This window comes from Actinophytocola algeriensis (genome assembly GCF_014203735.1).
GTDB classification, from domain to species: Bacteria; Actinomycetota; Actinomycetes; order Mycobacteriales; family Pseudonocardiaceae; genus Actinophytocola; species Actinophytocola algeriensis.
On the sequence record NZ_JACHJQ010000006.1, the window covers coordinates 50,196 to 68,819 of the forward strand.

Genomic DNA, 18,624 nt, shown 5'->3' on the forward strand with positions numbered 1-18,624 from the left:
ATCGTGCGGCACGAGCTGGAGAGCCCGCGCCGCGACGATTCCGGCAAAGCCAGCAACGAGACGGAGGCCGAGCGAGGACATGGCACTCGACTCGAACGTTCCCCGCCTCGTCACCTCGCCTGCGCAGGACCGCTGGTGGTACCTGTCGCAAGTAGACGGTCCGACACCCGCGCACCGGTACGCCTACGAGGTCACCGGTCAGCTGGACGTCGCGGGGCTGCGGACCGCGTGGCGGGCGCTCGTGGTCCGGCACGAGGCACTGCGCACTACTTTCGCGGCACCGGACGGGATTCCGCAGCGGGAGGTCGGCACCGAGGCGGACAACGAGCTGCGGGTCGTCACCGGTGCGGCGCCCGACGCCTTCGACGCGGGCAGGCTCGACGCCGGGCCGCTCACCCGGCTCACCCTCGTCACGACCGGCCCCACCGAGCACCTGCTGGTGCTGGACACCCACCCGGCCGTCGTGGACCGCCTGTCCGCGGACATCCTGCTCACCGAGCTGTCCGCGTGTTACGCCGCGGCCATCGCGGCGGTGCGGCCCGCGCTGGCGCGGTCGGCCCCTCGGTACGCGGACTTCGCGCAGTGGCAACGGGAGCGCGCCGAGGAGCCGGGCGAGCACGGCGCGCTCGACTGGTGGACCTCGGTGCTCACCCCGCCGCCCTCGGCGCTGGCGCTGCCCGCCGACCGGCCGCGGCGCGACGGTCCCGTGGGACCGGGCGGGGTCGTGGACTTCGTGTGGGACCGGGTCGCCCCCGCGATCGTCGCCCTCGCCGACGCGGAAGGCACGAGCGACGACGTCGTGCTGCTCGCCGCGTTCCAGGCGTTGCTGCACCGGCAGAGCGCCGCGGAGCGGGTGGCGGTCGGCGTGCCGGTCAGCATCCGGCGGCCGGACGACGCCGGACAGGTCGGCGCGTTCGAGAACCTCGTCGTGCTCCCTGCCGACTTCACCGACGGACTTACGTTCGGCGAGCACCTGCGCCGGGTCGCGGCCACCGCGACGACCGCGCGCGCCAACGCCGACGTCCCGTTCGACCACGTGGTGCGCGCGGTGCGGCCAGAGCGCGATCCACTTCGGACGCCGCTCGTGGACGCGTTGCTGGTGCACGCGACGCGGCCGGCCCCACGCCTCGTCGGCACCGAGGTGCGCGCCGTCGCCACGGCAGGCCCGGCGGTCACGGCCGACGTCACGCTGACGATCCACCGGGTCGGCGGCGCCGACGACGGCGTCTCCGGTTCGCTCGTCTACCGCACGGGCCTGTTCGACGATGGCTCGGCCCGCCAGCTGATCGAGCAGCTCCGCACGCTGCTCACCGCCGCGGTCGACCAGCCTGCGCTGCCAATCGGCGAACTGCCGTTGGAGGCGCCGGACCGGCTGCTCGCCACGACCCGCGCGGCCGACCTGACCGCCGAGGACGGCGACGGAACCACGGTGGGCACGAGGATCCACGCGTTCGCCGACGCGCACCCGGACGCCCCCGCGGTCGTCCTCGGCGACACGGTGACGAGCTACGGCGACCTGGTCCGCGACGCGGGCGCGGTGACCACCGCGCTGCGCGCGGCAGGCGCCGTCGACGGCGCGGCGGTCGCGGTGCGGCTGCCCCAAGGGCCGCAACAGGTCGCGGCACTGCTCGGGGTGCTCGACGCGGGCGCGCACCTGGTGTGCCTCGGCACCGGTGACGCGGGTGAACGCGGCCGGGCCGTCCTCGACGACCTGCGGCCGGTCTGCCTGCTGGCGGCCGGCGACACCGCAACCGACGACCTCGCGAGCTGGTACCGCGAGCAGCTGGCCGGCCGGGTGCTCGACGTCGCCGACCTCGGCGAGCCGGGCGCGGTGGTCCCCGCACCGTCCCAGCCGGACGCACGCGCCTACGTCGCGTACACCTCCGGCTCGACCGGCAAGCCCAAGGGGATCCCCACCACGCACGCGAGCATCAGTCAGTTCGTGGGCTGGTTCGCGGACGAGTTCCGCGTGGGACCGGGTGCGCGGCTCGCGCAGTGGGCCGCGGCGGGCTACGACGCCAGCCTGGTCGAGACCTTCGCGGCACTCACCTCGGGCGCGACGCTGTACCTGGTGCCCGACCGGATCCGGGCGCACCCGGAGAAGCTCGTCGACTGGCTCGCGGCCGAACGGATCACGGTGTTCCAGACCGTGCCCACGTTCGCGCGCGAGATCCTCAAGGCCGCCACCGCGAAGGCCGCCACCCCGCAGGACACCGCCGGTTCGCTCGGCGCGCTCGACCACCTCCTGCTGGCCGGCGAGGCGCTGCCGGGCGAGCTCGCGAACGCGGTGCGCACGGCGCTGCCGTCGGTGCGGCTGGTCAACCTCTACGGCCCGACGGAGACGATCCTCGCCACCTGGTACGAGGTCACCGGCGAGCAGTCCGGGATCGTGCCGATCGGCGGCCCGATCGCGGGCAGGCAGGTCCTCGTCGTCGACGACCAGGACCGCCCGTGCCCGACCGGCGTCACCGGTCACCTCGTCGTGCTGAGCCCCCACGTCACGACCGGGTACACCGGTGCGGCGGCGGGCGAGCGCGCCGCGTTCGAGCCCCCGCGCGCACCGGACGGGCACGGCGTCGCGGCCGTCCCGTGCTACCGGACCGGCGACTTCGGCCGCCGCCGCTTCGACGGGTCGCTCGAGTTCCTCGGCCGCCAGGACCTGCAGGTGAAGTTCCAGGGCGTCCGGATCGAGCTCACCGACCTCGAGACCGCGCTCGCCGAGTGCGAGTCGATCGCCGAGTGCGCCGTCACCGCCGTCACCAACGCGGAGGGACTGGTGACCCGGCTGGTCGCCCACGTCGTGCCCGTGCGGGACGAGACGGGCGCGGCACTCGGCTCCGCCAAGGACTGGCGGGCTGTGCTGCAGGCGCGGTTCGGCCGGTCGAAGTACTCGCTGTCGTTCCACACCATGCTCGGGCTGCCCCGCAACCTCGGCGGCAAGGTGGACCGGCGCAGGCTGCCGGTGCCCGGCGCCACCTCGGCGGCCGCCGAGACCGCGGTGCCCGCCGAGGCCGAGGTGGCGGACGCGCTCGCCGCGGTCTGGTCGGACGTGGTCGGCGCCGCGCCCGCCGGTCCGGACGAGAGCTTCTTCGCCGCAGGCGGGCACTCGCTCCTCGTGCCCGTGCTGCTCAGCCGGGTGTTCGAGCGGGTGGGCGTCGCGGTGCCGGTGCGCGAGTTCCTGGCAGACCCCACGATCGCGGGCCTTTCGGCCCGGTCCGCCTCGTCGGGCGGAGCAGTCGCGGTGCCCGAAACCAGGATCGGGTGAGCACCGTGGCCCTCGGGTGCCGGGCGGCGGCACGACGAGCACCGGCGAGTTCATGAAGGCCCCCGACGCACCGGCCGCCACCTGCGCTGAGCCGGCCACCGCCACAACCCAAGGATGGTGAACACCATGTCCCTGTTCGACGGACTGTCCCGTGACCCTGCCTCCCGCAACGAGGTGGACACGCCACCCCCGCCGCTGAGCCCGTTCGAGGACCTGCTGCCCTACTCGCAGGCCAACCTGGCCAGGGGCATCGTCTGGGCGGACATCCTGGCCGACATCGAGGCCGACGAGCGCGCCCGCCAGCAGATGCGGGACGCCGCGTAGCGCGCGCTGACCACAGGCCGCGGTCCCGCACCCTCCCGGGTCGCGGGGCCGCGGTGGTTCTGCCTGATGTGGACGGTCACCGCGGCCGCCGGAAGACGAGCGGCGGATCCGGCCCACGTACGTGTCGGCCGGGTTGGGAAAGGGCTTGCTCCCCCAACCTTGCCCGACCGCTCGACGCCGTGGCCGGGGCGGCCGAGGGACGTCGCCGGTGCGGGGGTCCTGCGGCCGGTGCCCGAGCCGAGGTCCAGCCGGGCCGGCGGGCGGGCGTCCCGGCAGACGCGGCCATCCAGGTGCGGGACGCCTGGCGCGACGGCTGCCTGCCCCCGGCGTAGCCGGAGTGGGCCGTGCGTCGTAGTCGACCTTGTCCATGCGCCGAGTGGTGGTTTCGCTTACCAGGCCGACAGGTCGGCCGCCCGCGTGGCGAGCGGCGACGGCACCAGCCGCTGGCGACAGGTCCAGACCACCCGAAAGGAGTAGGTCGAGCACCGCCAGGCCCACCCGAGGTGGCGCTCGCGGCGGCCCTGATCCGCCGGTCGGCTCGCCGACCACCTCGGCGGCCATGACGCCGCGGCGCTGGCCGTACGTGCCGCGCGGGGCGCCGCGCAGGTCGGCTACCACTCCTTCTCCGTCCTGGAGAGAGAACGTGAAGGCATCGCGGAAATCGTCAGGCGATCACCATCGACGATCACTTTTCAGACCGATTCGGCCATGCCCCCTCATCCAATCCGTGCCAACTCACGGCACGCGGAAACCGTAGGGAGGTATGGTCACCGCGTAACCGGCGGTCACTTTGCGTGAGTATGCGAGAAATTGCGTATCTACTGTTTAGCGGCGCTGTGAGTTATTCTCCTCAAAGTGGTAACTTCCGTGAGCCAATTGGCCACGGCAGGTGGTCAGTAGGGTCGGTATGGGGCGCGCATCCCGACGTGGGTGACCCATGTGCCCCGACCCGGCTGTGGTTCAGGGGGTGGCGCTGGTGTTATGTCTCCTGGGCCCGTTGGAGCTGTCCAGCGGCGGTCAGGAACTCGACCTCGGTGGTCCTCGGCAACGGGTGGTGCTGGCGATGCTGGCGCTCAACGCCAACCGCATCGTGCCGCTCGAGTCGCTGATCGACGCAGTGTGGGACACCACCCCGCCGACCACCGCACGGGCCCAGGTGCAGATCTGCGTCTCCGCCCTGCGCAAGATCTTCACCGCGGCGGACGTACCGCTGCGGATCCGGACCAGGACGCCTGGCTACCAGCTCGAGGTCCCGGCCGACCAACTCGACACCGAACAGTTCAGTGAGCTGGTCAGGACCGCGCGCACGCACGCGGAGGCGGGCCGTACCGCCGAGGCGGTCGCCACCCTGCGCACGGCTCTCGGGCTCTGGCGCGGCGAGGCCCTCGCCGACCTGCACAGCGAGCTCGTGCGCCGCGGCGCCGACCAGCTGGGACACGCCCGGCTGGCCGCGGTCATGGAGCGCATCCAGCTCGACCTCACCCTCGGCAGGCACGAGGCGACCATCGGCGAGCTGACCGCGCTGGTCGAGGAGCACCCGCTGCGGGAGCGGCTCTACGAGTTCCTCATGCTCGCCCTCTACCGCTCCGGGCGGCAGGCCGAGGCGCTCGAGGTGGGCAGGCGGGCGCGGCAGACCCTGATCGACGAGCTGGGCATCGAGCCTGGCAAGTCGCTGCAGCGATTAGAGACGTCCATCCTGAACCGGACGCCAGAGCTGGACCTGGTGTCGAACAGCCCGGACTCCGTGCCGGTCATCGCCCCGCCCGCGAACGAGACGCCCCTGGTGATGCCGCGCAGGCTGCCCGCGAGCATCGCCGACTTCACCGGCCGCGAGGACCACCTCACCCTGATCCGCCGGGCGCTGTCCGGCGACGAGGACCAGGACGACCCGTTCGGCATGCGGATCGTGGCGCTCTCCGGGAAGGGCGGTGTCGGCAAGTCGACGCTCGCCATCCGCGCGGCGCACGAGCTGCGGGACGTCTACCCGGACGGCCACCTCTACGCCGACCTGGAGTCCGGCCGCATCCACGACGTGCTCGACCGGTTCCTGCGCGCCCTCGGCGTCGACGGCTCCACCGTGCCGGACGACGTCGAGGAGAAGGCCGACATGTACCGCAGCCGGGTCGCGAACCTGCGGGTGCTGGTCGTGCTGGACGGGGCGACCAGGGAGGACGAGGTCCTCCCCCTGCTGCCCGCGGGCCCGGGCTGCGCGGTGATCGTGACCAGCCGGGCGCCGCTCTCCGGTCTGCCCGGCGCGGCGCTGGTCGCCATCCACCCGTTCGACGTCGGCCTGTCGCTGGAGATGCTCGCCAAGATCATCGGCCCGGAACGGATGGCCGCCGAGAACGGCGCCGCGGTCGAGCTGGTCGACTTCTGCGGCCGCCTGCCGCTCGCCATCCGGATCGCGGGCGCCCGGCTCGCGTCCCGCCCGCACTGGCGGCTCGACATCCTGGTCGCGCGGCTGCGCAACACCGCACGCAGGCTCGACGAGCTGACCTACCACGGGCTGGAGCTGCGGTCGAGCATCGGGCTGACCTACCGGGTGCTCCGGGAGGAGGCCAAGGCGCTGTTCCGGCTCTTCTCCGTCATCCCCACCCCCAGCTTCCCCGGCTGGACGGCCGCCGCGCTGCTCAACCGCGACCCGTTCGACGCCGAGGAGGTGCTGCAACAGCTCGTCGAGGCACAGCTGCTCGACACCGTCGCCATCCCCGGCGAGCACCCGCGCTACCGCTTCCACGACCTGATCCGGGTGTACGCGTACGAGCGGCTGGTCGAGGAGGACGCGGAGCAGGACCGCCACGCGGCGGTCGTCCGGCTGCTCGGCACGTGGCTCGCGATGGCGGAGACCGCGCACCGCAAGGAGTACGGCGGGGACTACACGATCCTGCACGGTCCCGGGCCGCGCTGGCACCTCGGCGAGGGGGCGGAGTGCGACGCGGGTCCGCTCAACGACCCGATGGAGTGGCTGGAGGCGGAGCGCCCGTCGCTGGTGGCGGCCGTGCGCCTCGCCGCCGCGGCGGGCGAGCACGAGCTGTGCTGGGACCTCGCGCTGACCGCGGTCACGTTGTTCGAGGTGAAGGGGCACTACGACGACTGGCGGGAGACCGCGGAGGTGGCGCTGGAGGCGACCACTTGCGCGGGCAACCGGCGCGGGGAGGCCGCGACGCGGTACTCGCTGGGGACCCTGGCGCTGTCGCAGCGGCGGCTGACAGAGGCCGAGGAGCACTTCGCCGCGGCGCTCGCGAGCTTCCGCGCCGACGGCGACGCGCACGGCTGCGCGCTGGTGCTGCGCAACGCGGCCATGGTCGACCGGCTGCGCGGCCACTCCACGGCGATGCTCGCCAAGTACCACGACGCGCTGCGGATGATGCGCGAGGTCGACGACCCGGTCGGCGAGGCGGGCATCCTCGCGAGCCTCGCGAAGCTGCGGATCGACGAGGGCGACACCGCCCGCGCGCGTGAACTGCTCGACAAGGCGCTCGCGTGCACCCGGCGGGCGGGCTACCTGCGCGGCGAGGCGCAGGTGGTCATCCGCTTCGCCGAGCTGCACCTCGGCGAGAACCAGGTGAACGAGGCACACCGCGCGTTCAACCGGGTGCTGCTGATCGTGCGCAACATCGGCGACCGGATCGGCGAGGCGCACGCGCTGTACGGGGTGGGCATGGTCCGGCAGCGCGCGGGCAGGCTGGACAACGCGAAGGCGACGCTGCAGCACGCGCACTCCCTCGCGCGGCAGGTCGGCGAACGGCTCATCGAGGCCCAGTCGCTCTACGCGCTGGGCGAGATCGCCCTGGCCAGGGGCAACAGCGGTGCCGGGCTGGTGCACCTGGCGGAGGCACAGCAGCTCTTCGCCGAGTTCGGGTCGACGGTGTGGCACGCCAAGACGCTGATCCTGCTCTCCGACGTGCACCAGGGCGCGGGTGAGCTGGACCTCGCGCGGCAGGAGATCGAGCGGGCGGAGGAGCTGCTCTCGATGGCCGACTCGAAGGAGGCCCGCAGGCTGTCCGCGGAGCTGACCGCGGTCAAGGCGACGCTCTTCCCCGACATCGTCAACAGCGTCGGCTGACGCCGGCAGCGGTCCGGAGACGGGGCCCGAGATGACGGATGGCGCCTGTCCCGCGCACTCCGCGGGGCAGGCGCCATCCGGTGCCGGGCAACGTCACGGCCGCACACTGCCCCAGGGCGAATCCGCGAGCACGGTCACCCCGGCGTGGCCGGCGCCGCCCTGGGCTAACTCGCCCGCCGACGTGGCGATGACCAGCAAACCCGCTGCTCCTGCGAGTGCGACAAGGGTGGCGGCGACGGTCTTGCGCAGTGCGGACATCGTGTTCTCCTCGGCCCGTCGGGGATGTCGAGCGGCTGTGGAACTTGCTCGAGTACGAGTCAACGACCAGTCGCTTTGCGTTGACATTTCGCCGCTTAACCGCCCGCTATCGACCGGCGATAGCGGATCGATGGGATCGGAGTAGCCCCCTGCGGAACCGTTGCTTCCATCGGATCCGCTAGATGGAGGCGAGCGCGATGGCCAACACGGTCCTGCGGCTCGGAACTGACGACCTACTACGCATCCTCGAGACCGTCGACCCCGTCGAGCTGCTGGCCGAGGAGCTGATCAAGCGCACCATCGGCCACCCGGAGCGCGCACGGGACTCCCGCGGGCTCGTCCCCTGGATCGACCCCGCGACCGAGACGGAGTACGTCCGGTACGAGGACCCGGCCACCGGCCTCGACTGCGCGATGCACGCCGGGCTCCTGCGCATGGTGCACGCGGCGGCGCTCGCCGCGCTGGCCACCCGTGAGCTGCTGGTTCCCGGCGGGGTCACGGTGGCGATGCTCGGCACCCGGTTCGCGACGCAGGCGCAGCTCGCCGTGCTCGCCCGGCACGTGCCCGACATCGTGCACGTGGCCGTGCGCGTCACGGACAAGGCCGACGGGACCGACGCGCTCGAGCCCCGGCTGATCGACCAGCTCGACCTGGCGGGCATCGGCCTGTCGGTGGTGCCGGAGCTGGCCGACTCGCTGTTCGGCGCGAACCTGGTCGTCGCGGCGAGCGAGGACGCCCTGACCGAGGGCGTCGAGCACGCCACGATCCGGGACCTGGTGCGCGGCACCGTGCTCGTGAACTCCTCCGGTCACGACCTGCCCGCCTCGCTGCTGGACCACGTCGACCAGATCTACGTCGACGACCTCGCCCTGCTGCCGGAGCACGCGGACCGCCACATCGTCACGCGGCACCTGGCCCACACGACCGCCGGACCCGCGCACAACGGCACCGACCGCCAGCCGCCCGCGATCGCCGCGGACCTCGGCCGGCTGCTCACCGGAGCGTGGCCGGGACGCCAACAGCAGGACGACGTCGTCGTCGTCGAGCTGCTGAGCGCGCGGACCCCGGACCTCCACCTCGCCGGCACCATCGCCGAGTCCGCGTTACGCGGCGGCCTCGGTGAGCGGGTGACGGCATGACCACCACCGCCCACCTTGGCTCCCACGCGGGACGGAGAGTGACCACCATGGTTGAGAGGGTGCGCGACAACGAAGCCGGAGCGCTCTGTCTGAGCCAGCGGCACGGCGGACTCCCGTCCCGCACCGTGCCCGGCCTGACGGTCTGCGCCGACTGCCGCAAGGACGCCGAGGAGAGCCTGCTCGAGCTGCCCGTCCTGTACGACATGTGCGCGTACGTGCTCGACGCGCGCCACCCGCAGCCGAGGGAGCGGGTCAGCGGGCGCAGGCCGGGCGGCATCGTGCTGCGCGACGCCGTGGTGAGCATCCGGTCCGAAATCCTCGGCGTGCTCGCGTCGTGGTGCGGGCTGGTGACGAGCGAACGCGGTGTCACCGGTCCCGACGAGCTCAGCATCCCGCGCCTCTCGACGTTCGTGCTGATCCACTTCGGGTGGCTCACCTCGCACCCCGCGGGCCCGGACTTCGTGGACGAGCTGGCCTCGCTGGCCGACCGCGCACGCGAGGTGCTCAAACCGGAGCCGCGCACCGAGATCGACCTCGGTCCGTGCAACCACCCCGGCTGCGGGTGGACGGTGCGTGCCGAGGGCCATCCGCCGACGCGGATCCGCTGCGACGCGGGTCATGAGTGGCCGCCGGAGAAGTGGCTGCTGCTGCGCGACGACCATCGGTTCGATTCTTCTCGGGAGAGTGGGGAATGACGAGGAACATGCGCCGCACGACGGTGCCGACCGAGCTGGCCGCACTGGCCGCCGGGGTACCCGAGGCGACGATCCGGAAGTGGGCGAGCCGGGGCAGGCTCACCCGCTACGGATCACCTGGCCGGGCGGAATACGACCTGGCCGAACTGTACGTCCTGGTCGCCGAGCGCGAGGGCACCAGGGTGACCTAGGCACGACGAGACAGAAGGTGGGGAGATGGCGATGGGGCGCCAGGGGAAATCGTTCGTCGAATGGGCACAGGTGCCGCCAGTGCCCGTCGTACTCCCGTCCACCACCGGTAGCACAAGCCGGCAACCCCATGGACTCCAGGCCGGCTTGACATCGTCTCGACGTTCTGTCACGCTTTTTTCGCAGCGGAGCTGTGCCTATTTCGCGAATGCCCATTCACTCACATCGGTGAATGGGCATTCGTGCTTTCACCTCGATCCGGGCGGCATCGAGAAAAGAGAAATGTCATGCGAGTAGAAATCAATGTTCTCGGCCCGCTCGAAGTCAACGTCGACGGCGTGTCGGTGGTGCCAACGGCGAGCAAACCGAGCCAGTTGCTGGCGATTCTCGCGCTCAACGCGGGACGGGTCGTCACGGCGCGCTTACTGACCGAGGAGATCTGGGCGAGCCATCCCCCGCGCACCGGCGTGACGACATTACACACCTACATCCTGAAACTGCGCAGGAACCTGGACCTGGCGCTGGCCGGCGACGCGGGCCTGACCGCCAAGGACATCCTCGTCACGCGGCGCGCGGGCTACCTGCTGAACGTGGAGCCGACCGCCGTCGACGCCATCCGTTACGAGCAGCTGTCCACGGCGGGCCGCCAGGCGGTCAACGAGGGCGACCACGAGACCGCGTCGCGGATGCTGGCCGAGGCGCTGCGGTTGTGGCGCGGGCCCGCACTCGCCGACCTCCCGATCGGACCGCCACTCGCCATCGAGGCGATGCGGCTCGACGAGAACCGGCTGGGCGACCTGCACCTGCGCATCGAGGCCGACCTGCGGCTCGGTCGGCACCACCAGCTGCTCGGCGAGCTGGCGACCCTGTGCGTGCGGTACCCGATGCTCGAGAACTTCTGCGTGCAGCAGATGATCGCGCTGTATCGCAGTGGCAGGCAGAGCCAGGCACTGGCCGCGTACCACCGGCTGCGCAAGGAGATGGTGGAGCAGCTGGGGGTCGAGCCGTCGCCGCGCGTCCGGCAGCTGCACCACGCGATCCTCACCGGTCAGGCCGCGGCCGAGGCCCCGAACATGGTCTACAACGTCTGACGACGGGTCGCGCCGGTCAGCTGGGCCGCTCAGTCGATGAGCTTGCCCAGCCCGGCGTAACCGACCTCCTCCAGGCGCTTCCCGGAGGTCGCGAAGTAGTCCGCACCCGCACTGATCCCGTGTCCCTCCACCATGCGGTTCATGAAGTTGAACAAGGCGCAGATCATGATCGCGTGGTGCAGGGCGCGCTCGTCCCACCCCGCCCCCAGGACCTCCTCCGCGTCGGCCCGGGTGACCGACGACGGGGCGTGGGTGAGCTTGCCGACGAAGCGCAGCACGGGCCGCAAGCGCTCGTCGACGAGCGCGGTGTCCACATCGGCCACCGCGGCTGGCGCGGCGCCCTGCGCGATGCCGCAGGCCTCCGCGGTCACGGTGTGCACGCCGTGGCAGTACCCGCACGAGTTGAGCCCGGAGACGTAGGCGGCGATCAGCTCCCGCTCCCCCACCGTGAACGGGGACGGACCGCGCAGCAGCACCTCGTGGTAGTCGAGCAGCGGCCGGGACGTCTCCGGGTACAGCCGGAAGACGTCCATCAGCACGGCGTCGTCGGGCAGGGATGGAAAGTTCGCCATCTCGTCCTCCACAGGATGGGGGCGTCCGCCGAGGGTGCGGCGCGCGCCGCCGGGTCGCGGCGTGCGTCAGTGCCGCCGCGCGGTGTCGTCGATCTCGTCGCGGCGCAGCCAGCACGCGGACAGGTACACGAGCCCGGCACGGTCGATCGCGACGCCGGCCTCGGTCACCGTGTGCGTCGCGGCCGCCCACAGCTTGCGCAGCGCGGCCGACCGGACCTCGTTCGCCGGGGCCGCGGCCGCGAGCCGGGGGCGGACCGCCCGCCACCGCCCGGCGCCCGCGGCCAGTGCCGCCTCGAACGTGAGGTCCGGCCGCGCGTCGTGGCGCAGCTGGTCCACCACGAGCAGCGCGGTCGCCGGATCGCGCGCCGGCCCCGCCACGCCGAGCGCGGCGAGCAACCGCTCCGGGCCGAGCCCCATCAGCAGCACACCGAGTTCGGTGTCCGGATCCTCGTCGACCGACGGAAGGGAGAACACGGTGTCGTACTCAGACATGCGCGACCGACCTGCTCCGCAGACCGGCGGCCACGCTCGTCGCGATGCGCGCGGTCGCCACCCGGTGGCCGTCGATGTTGCGCCCGGCCGGGCCGAGCACCATGCACGTGGCCGCACCGGCCACGGACACCCCCGGCGCGGCGCGGAAGGCGAGCGTGCGCTCGTCGAGGTCCGGCCAGCCGTCGCGGGCCCCGACCAGCTGGTCGGGCAGCAGGCCGTGACCGATCGACGGGACGGTGCCCAGCGCGAGCCACACGTGGTCACCGCGCACGGACGCACCGTCCGCGAGCACGACCGCGCCGTCCTCGACCGCCTCGACCGCGGCGCCGCGGTGCACGGTCAGCCTGCCGTCGGCCTCCGCCTCGGTCAGCAGCGGGCGGAACTCGAACATCACCGACGCCCGCCGTTGCTGTCCCATCAGGGCGAGCCGGTCCGCCCACGGCACGCCGTCGAAGCGGGCGCGGCCCTCGGCGCGGAAGAACGACGCGTTCACGTCCGAGCACTGGTACCGCTCGGACTCCTCGCGCAGCACCCACGACACGCGGCCGCCGCGGGCGAGCGCGTTGTGGATGAGGTGCGCGGACGTCAGGCCCGCGCCGACGATGACCTCGTGCCCGCCATCGGGCGGTGCGGGCTCGTCCCAGTACCCGACCGAGGCGGGCCGGTCTCCCGGCCACCACTCGCGGGGAGCGGCACGCCGCTCCTCGCCCTGGCACAGCACGACGTGCCCGGCGGAGATCGTGAACTCCCGCCCGCCCGCGGTGCCGTGCACGGCCACGCGCTCCGGTCCGGGCACCAGTTCGCGGACCTCGCCGCGCACGAGCCCGTCCCGCAGTCCGTGCAGGACGGCGGTGTGGTCGCAGTAGGCCTCGAACACGTCGACCGGCACGACGGAACGGTGTCCCGCCTGGGACATCCGGACCTCGCGGCGCTCGACCTCGGTCAGGAGCGCCCAGTGCGTCCGCGCGAAGTCACGCAGTTCGCAGTCGCGGTACCCCTCGACGCCGGGGTGGTGTTCGTACGGAGAGCGCAGCACCCGCTGCCCTATCCGGTCTATGCGGTCCAGGAAGCGACCGGCGACGCGGCCGTCCCGGTCGACGACCACCACGTCGCGGACCCCGAGGTGCCACAGCGCCGCCACGACCGCGAGGCCCGCCGGACCGGCACCGACGACTACCACGTCGGCGGCGGGCGGCGGGGTCTCGCGCGCTGCCACCGGGACGGCCGGGTAGTCCGGCCAGTCCCGGTGGCGTGGCGAGGTGAGCAGGTCGGGGTGTGGCAGGAACCTGGTCACCCGATGACCGTGACGGGGACGATCACCTCGATGGCAGGCCGCTGGGGCATGCCGTCGGTGACCATCTGCTGTAACAGCTCCTCGGACTTCTCGGCGCTGTCGGAGGAGACCGGGCTGTACCTGGCGTGCGCGTACGCCGGCCGGTTGGCCTCGGTCTCGATCTCGAACACCTTCAGCACGGCCTCGCCCGGCCGGACCTCGCCGTCGAAGAACGTCAGCCTGCGCATGTCCGGGGTGAGGAAGGTCTTGCTGAACTGGCGGGACATCACCAGTGCTTCGCCGTCCTCCACGAAGTGCGTGTCCTCGTCCGTCGTCACCTGCATCGCGACCCACGTCCGGTCGGTGAGGTTGGTCTCGGACTTGATGATCTGCCACCGTCCCGGCGACGGCAGGTTGATGGACACCGACACGTCGTAGTCGACGGCATCGATGGCCCCCGAGATCATCAGTACCCGGCGCCGCACGTCGGCGACCCCCGCCATCTGGATGTCCCGAGCGCGAACCCGCCCCGCGACGTCCAACCCTGGAACCTCGAGCGACGACATGTACACAGACCTCCAAGACACCTGGCGGGTGGAACCCGGCGGATGTGTTCCGCGTAGTCAGCGTCGCACACCCGCACGGGCCCACTCAATACTCCGATCTGTCTACAAAGGACTAATCCGGGCGGTTTACGCTGCTGAGCCGGTTGCGGGCCGGGTGGCGGCGGCCGTCGGGAGCGGGGCGCCGTAGGTCACGTCGACACCGCGGTCGCGCGCCGCCTCGATGATCCCCGGGATCGCCCTTTCCGCCAGGGCGGCGATCGTGAGCGCCGGGTTCACGGTCAGCGCGCTCGGCACGGCGGAACCGTCCGTGACGAAGATGCCGGGGTGGCCGCGCAGCTCGTGGCGGTCGTCGAGTGCGGACGTCGCCGGGTCGTCACCGATCCGGCAGGACGACAACGGGTGCACTGTGTACGCGCCCACCAGGTCGTTCGTCCACGGCGCCAGGGTGGCGAGGCCGTCCTTCTCGAGGATCTCCTTCGCCGCGGCGTCGGCCTCCGCCCAGCCACGCAGCGTGTTCGGCGTCGGGTCGTACTTCAGCGGTCCCGTGCCGAGCATCTGCTGGGAGATGCGGTAGGAGTTGCCGGTGGGCGGCGGCGGGCCGAAGACGCCCTCGTTGTCGTCCTCGGTCATGAGGAAGATCGTGAGCCACGACTTCCACTTCTTGAGCATCTCTTTCTTCTCTTTGCCGAACCAGGTGGCGCTGGTCTTGCCGGGCACCTGGGCGAGGATCGTGCCCAGCCCGGGCGGGAAGTAGAGCTGCTCCATGGAGAAGCGGGAGTACTCGGGCTTGTCGCCGTCGACGTTGTCCCAGCAGGCGACGACCGGGCCCTTGCCGATCTGGTTGGCCTCGTAGACCGCCCCGTTGGGCCTGCGCAGACCGAGCACCTCGGCGACGCGGTCCTCGTTGATGATCGCGGTGTTGAGGCGCTCGCCGTTGCCGGAGAAGTAGCGGCCGACACCGTGCGGCATCTTGCCGAGGGTGTCCTCGGAGCGCTGCAGGATCACCGGGGTGGCGGCGGAACCCGCGGCCAGGATGACGATCTTCGCCTCGATGACGCCGTTCCCGGTGGCGACCCGGTAGTCGACCTCGTCGATGTTGTTGTAGTGGACGCGGTAGCCGCCGTCATCGGTGCGCGTGATCTTCTGGACCTCGTGCAGCGGGCGGATCTCCGTGCCGTGCGCGAGGGCCGCGGGCAGGTAGTTCAGGAGCATCGACCGCTTCGCGTCGAACCGGCAGCCGGCCATCATCCAGTTGCAGTTGGTGCATTTGGCGGTGTCGATGCCGACGGGCACCGGATTGGCGGTGTGGCCCGAATGGTGGCACGCCGCCGCCCACAGGCCGCCCGCGTAGCTGATGTCGTTCCAGTCCTGCTGGCTCACCGGCAGGACCTCGGACACCCGGTCGTACCAGGGGTCCAGTGAGTCGCGGGTGATCGCCGCAGGCCAGATGCGGCGGCCGATCGAGCCCTGCTTCTCGAAGACGTACCGGGGTGCGCGGGGCAGCGCGGCGAAGTACACGACGCTGCCGCCGCCAACGCAGTTCCCGCCGAGGACGCTCATGCCGTCCCCGGCGACGAAGTCGAACACCCGTGTGTAGGACTTGCCGAGGAGGTAGTCGTGGTCGAAGTCCTTGCCCTCCAACCAGGGTCCGCGTTCCAGAACGGTGACCTTCGCGCCGCCCGCGGCGAGGTGGTATGCCGCGATGGACCCGCCGAACCCGCTGCCGACGACCAGGACGTCGGTCTTCTCAACGGCACTCATGACTGCCCCTCGCAAGCTCCGGCCGGTCCCGGTGTCGATGATTCGCTCGCAAGCTCGCTCATGCCGGACTCCCGGATTCCGTGGTGTTGGGGTGCCGCTTGGCCAGCTCCTGGCCGTAGCTGTAGTCGGGGAACCGCCACAACCCGTCCTCGTCGGGCTTCGCGAAGCCCATCTGGATCAGGCCCGGGTGGCCGTTCTCCAGCGCCTCACCGGTGCTGAGGTGCGCGGCGGAGTCGAAGGCCATGTTGGTGAACATCGCGAGCAGGACCCAGCCGCTCTTCTCCGGGTGACCAGGGGAGGTCAGCCGGGCGATCAGCTCGACGCGGTCGTCGTAGTCCAGTGCGACGAACGGCGGCACGTCGTCGTCGAGGGTGAGCCCCTTCTCCTCCGCGTAGGCGACCGCGTGCCCGTTGAGGGCCTGCGCCAGCGGACCGAGGCCTGCGGTGATGCCGGTCGCGGGGTCGTTCAGCAGTTCCAGCGCACCCGCCTCGACCGCGCCGGGGTCATCGCACACGCCGGCGATCGCACGATCGTCCGGGTGGCGCTTGACACCGGGGAGGATCGTGTCCGCGAATGCTTCCAAGGTGCTTGTCTCGACCTGATCGTCGAATTCGGCGCCTACTCCCACGACTCCTCCTGTCGATGCCGCATACCGGATTGACGGCAGTTCCGGAAACGTGCCGGCTCTCGCTCAATTCTGGGCGCACGTGTTCGGCCGCCGCATCTCCCTCCGTGCCACCCGGTCCGCAGACCCCTGCCGTACCTGCGACATCAAGGCTTCCTTGAGCCATCGTCGCGCGGTCTTGAATCGCTGATGGTCCGAACGTCGAGCCAGCGGCGACCATGGTTGCCAGCAAATTTCTACCACCCTAACGTCAATTTCATCAAACAACGCGAACGCACATATACCTGATCGGTGCCAGCTAATGGACGAACTCATCCTGAAAGCGGTCGAGCGCGTGATCCGCGCGATGCAGAACAATTTAGGAGAACCGATCACCATCGACGACATGGCACGTACCGCCATGTTCAGCAAGTTCCACTTCTCGCGCATGTTCCAGCGGGTGACCGGCATCTCGCCGGGCCGGTTCCTGTCCGCACTGCGCCTGCAGGAAGCCAAGCGGCTGCTCCTGACGAGCTCGCTGACGGTGGCCGACATCAGCCACCTGGTCGGTTACAACAGCATCGGTACCTTCAGCTCCCGGTTCCGCATGAGCGTCGGCATCTCCCCGACCTCCTACCGGCAGTTCGAGGGTTACGTGCCCCCGCTGGCCGAACACCAGTCGCCGGGATGGCACCGGCACGGCGACGGCACGGAGGTGCGCGGCCAGGTGCACCAGCAGCTGTCCGCCTCCCCCGTCGCCCCCGGGCACGTCGTCGTCGGGGTCTTCGGGGACCGCATCGCCCAGGGCATGCCGGTCCGGCACGCGACCCTCTCCTCACCAGGCGAGTTCGTCCTGCCCGGGGTGCCGGACGGCACCTGGTACCTGCTCGCGCAGTCGGTGGCGGTCGGTACCGACGAGCACACGGGACGGGACGAGGTGTACGTCGCGGCGCTCGGCCCGCTCACGGTGTCCGCGGGCATGCCTGCCCAGCCCGTCGACCTGTGGTTGCGGCCCCGGCGGATCTTCGACCCGCCCGCACTGCTGGCACAACTCGACGAGTCCATGTGGACCGCACGGGCCCGGGTTCCCGGCGGGGCTGAGGAAGCCGCCCTGCCGGGAGCCTGACCAGGTGGGACAACCGAACAAACCGAAGAGACACGAGAAGCTCCGCCCGGAGAGTCACCGGGCGGAGCTTTTCGTTGTCCCGCGGTGCGCGGTTGTCACGCTGTGCGATGTCGTCCACGTGCGTCCGTGCCGGACGGGAGGACCTGTTCCCCGTCCGGCAGGGACGTCTCAGGCCGCTTCGGCCGCGGCCGAGCCCCGCAGCTGCTGGCGGATCCGCTCGCGCCACAGCTCGTAGGCCGGCGGGTCCGACGGACGCGTGGACTCACCCAGCTCGTTCGCGGTGGACGCCGCGAGCAGCACCGCGTCCTCGACCGAGCGCGACGCGAGCACCTCGACGCCGAGCCTGCTGTGCTCCGGCAGGTGCCCCGCGGCAAGTCGCGCGGTCCCGGCGAACACCGCGCCGAGCGCGACCTCGTCGGCGTGCTCCCCGGCCGCCGCCGACAGCTCCGCGAGTCCCTCGGCCGAGGAGCCACCCGCGAACGTCGCGGCCAGGCCGACACCGCTCCACAGGTCGGCCCGCCGCTCCGGGGCGAAGGCGTGCACCGCCGCCGTGACCAACGCAGGCCGCGCACCGTGGATGAACCACAGCGCACGCCCGAGGCCCTGGTCCGCCGCACGGGGGAAGTAGTCGGCCCGGCCCGCCCACGGGTAGGGCTTGAACGGCCGCTGCTCGTCGACCACCTTCTTCGTGTGGAAGTAGGCCTTGTCGAAGCCGTACCCGTCGACGGCGAGCCAGCTCATCGTCGGGAAGAACGGCACGCCATCGAGGTCGGGCATGATGTTGCGCCACAACACCCTCGGCAGCCGCGCCATCGCGAACCCGATGCCGATGTAGGTGAGGAAGATGTGCGGCAGGCCGGGACCCTCCAGCAGCTGCTTGGTCCGGGTGCCCCGCCCGCCCGCCATCGCGTCGCGCACCGCGTACGCCATCGCCGCGCCCTCGTAGGCGAAACCGCGCAGCTCCGGCGCGACCGTCGCCAGCCTGCGCTCGACGTCCCACATCGCGCCGTGCTCGATCCCCCATTCGAAGCCGCAGATCACCGACTGCGGGATCGACTCGAGGTGCTCGGCAGCAGGCGTGCCCGCGGCGGGGAAGCCCCGTTCGGCGAACGTCACCGCGCGCAGCTTCGGTGTCAGCACCAGTCGCCGCAGCGTACCCAGGATCGGGGGCATGTCGGTCCTCCAGTTCGTTCTCGGTCACAC

Annotated in this window: 16 protein-coding genes; 8 read left to right on the forward strand and 8 right to left on the reverse strand. The window is 71.6% G+C overall.

Features of this window, described 5'->3' with window-relative positions; all coding sequences use genetic code 11:
* The first annotated feature begins 79 nt into the window (after positions 1–79).
* From FHR82_RS27405 to FHR82_RS27415, 3 genes are all read left to right on the forward strand, one after another.
* Positions 80–3,265 carry a non-ribosomal peptide synthetase gene (locus tag FHR82_RS27405; RefSeq protein ID WP_184813442.1) on the forward strand — a complete coding sequence of 1,062 codons (3,186 nt, stop codon included), beginning with the start codon at positions 80–82 and terminating at the stop codon, positions 3,263–3,265.
* A 126-nt stretch (positions 3,266–3,391) separates the two neighbouring features.
* Positions 3,392–3,589 (forward strand): DUF6222 family protein, encoded by a 198-nt coding sequence (locus tag FHR82_RS27410; protein WP_184813443.1) that lies wholly within the window; start codon positions 3,392–3,394, stop codon positions 3,587–3,589.
* 976 nt (positions 3,590–4,565) lie between these two features.
* The gene (locus FHR82_RS27415; protein ID WP_184813444.1) at positions 4,566–7,655 is read left to right on the forward strand and encodes an AfsR/SARP family transcriptional regulator; all 3,090 of its coding nucleotides are present in this window, start codon (positions 4,566–4,568) and stop codon (positions 7,653–7,655) included.
* Between the two features lie 93 nt (positions 7,656–7,748).
* On the opposite strand, the gene FHR82_RS27420 is transcribed toward FHR82_RS27415, so the two are convergent.
* Positions 7,749–7,913 (reverse strand): hypothetical protein, encoded by a 165-nt coding sequence (locus tag FHR82_RS27420; RefSeq protein WP_184813445.1) that lies wholly within the window; start codon positions 7,911–7,913, stop codon positions 7,749–7,751.
* Positions 7,914–8,110: 197 nt separating this feature from the next.
* Here FHR82_RS27420 and FHR82_RS27425 point away from each other — a divergent pair, with 197 nt between their 5' ends.
* From FHR82_RS27425 to FHR82_RS27440, 4 genes are all read left to right on the forward strand, one after another.
* Positions 8,111–9,052, forward strand: a complete 942-nt coding sequence (locus FHR82_RS27425) for a hypothetical protein (RefSeq protein WP_184813446.1) — start codon at positions 8,111–8,113, stop codon at positions 9,050–9,052.
* A 47-nt stretch (positions 9,053–9,099) separates the two neighbouring features.
* The gene (locus FHR82_RS27430; RefSeq protein WP_184813447.1) at positions 9,100–9,747 is read left to right on the forward strand and encodes a hypothetical protein; all 648 of its coding nucleotides are present in this window, start codon (positions 9,100–9,102) and stop codon (positions 9,745–9,747) included.
* A complete protein-coding gene (locus FHR82_RS27435; protein ID WP_184813448.1) occupies positions 9,744–9,938 on the forward strand; it encodes a transcriptional regulator in 195 nt (64 codons plus the stop codon). The genes FHR82_RS27430 and FHR82_RS27435 overlap by 4 nt, the downstream gene beginning before the upstream one ends.
* Before the next feature lie 285 nt (positions 9,939–10,223).
* Complete coding sequence (locus FHR82_RS27440) at positions 10,224–11,027, forward strand: AfsR/SARP family transcriptional regulator (protein ID WP_184813449.1); 804 nt, start codon at positions 10,224–10,226, stop codon at positions 11,025–11,027.
* Positions 11,028–11,056: 29 nt separating this feature from the next.
* Here the strand turns inward: FHR82_RS27440 and FHR82_RS27445 are convergent, their stop codons facing one another.
* From FHR82_RS27445 to FHR82_RS27470, 6 genes are all read right to left on the reverse strand, one after another.
* A complete protein-coding gene (locus FHR82_RS27445) occupies positions 11,057–11,599 on the reverse strand; it encodes a carboxymuconolactone decarboxylase family protein (protein ID WP_184813450.1) in 543 nt (180 codons plus the stop codon).
* Positions 11,600–11,665: 66 nt separating this feature from the next.
* On the reverse strand, positions 11,666–12,091 hold the full coding sequence (locus FHR82_RS27450) for a DUF6187 family protein (protein ID WP_184813451.1): 426 nt from the start codon (positions 12,089–12,091) through the stop codon (positions 11,666–11,668).
* Positions 12,084–13,385 (reverse strand): FAD/NAD(P)-binding protein, encoded by a 1,302-nt coding sequence (locus tag FHR82_RS27455; protein ID WP_184813452.1) that lies wholly within the window; start codon positions 13,383–13,385, stop codon positions 12,084–12,086. Before FHR82_RS27455 ends, FHR82_RS27450 begins: the two co-directional genes overlap by 8 nt.
* Positions 13,382–13,867 (reverse strand): DUF6423 family protein, encoded by a 486-nt coding sequence (locus tag FHR82_RS27460; RefSeq protein WP_184814115.1) that lies wholly within the window; start codon positions 13,865–13,867, stop codon positions 13,382–13,384. Before FHR82_RS27460 ends, FHR82_RS27455 begins: the two co-directional genes overlap by 4 nt.
* Before the next feature lie 189 nt (positions 13,868–14,056).
* On the reverse strand, positions 14,057–15,691 hold the full coding sequence (locus FHR82_RS27465; protein ID WP_184813453.1) for an FAD-dependent oxidoreductase: 1,635 nt from the start codon (positions 15,689–15,691) through the stop codon (positions 14,057–14,059).
* A gap of 58 nt (positions 15,692–15,749) precedes the next feature.
* The gene (locus FHR82_RS27470) at positions 15,750–16,319 is read right to left on the reverse strand and encodes a DUF5987 family protein (RefSeq protein WP_184813454.1); all 570 of its coding nucleotides are present in this window, start codon (positions 16,317–16,319) and stop codon (positions 15,750–15,752) included.
* A 298-nt stretch (positions 16,320–16,617) separates the two neighbouring features.
* On the opposite strand from FHR82_RS27470, the gene FHR82_RS27475 reads away from it, so the two are divergent.
* The gene (locus FHR82_RS27475; protein ID WP_184813455.1) at positions 16,618–17,421 is read left to right on the forward strand and encodes a helix-turn-helix domain-containing protein; all 804 of its coding nucleotides are present in this window, start codon (positions 16,618–16,620) and stop codon (positions 17,419–17,421) included.
* 168 nt (positions 17,422–17,589) lie between these two features.
* Here FHR82_RS27475 and FHR82_RS27480 read toward each other — a convergent pair whose 3' ends face one another.
* Positions 17,590–18,594 (reverse strand): DUF1702 family protein, encoded by a 1,005-nt coding sequence (locus FHR82_RS27480; protein ID WP_184813456.1) that lies wholly within the window; start codon positions 18,592–18,594, stop codon positions 17,590–17,592.
* Between the last annotated feature and the right edge of the window lie 30 nt (positions 18,595–18,624).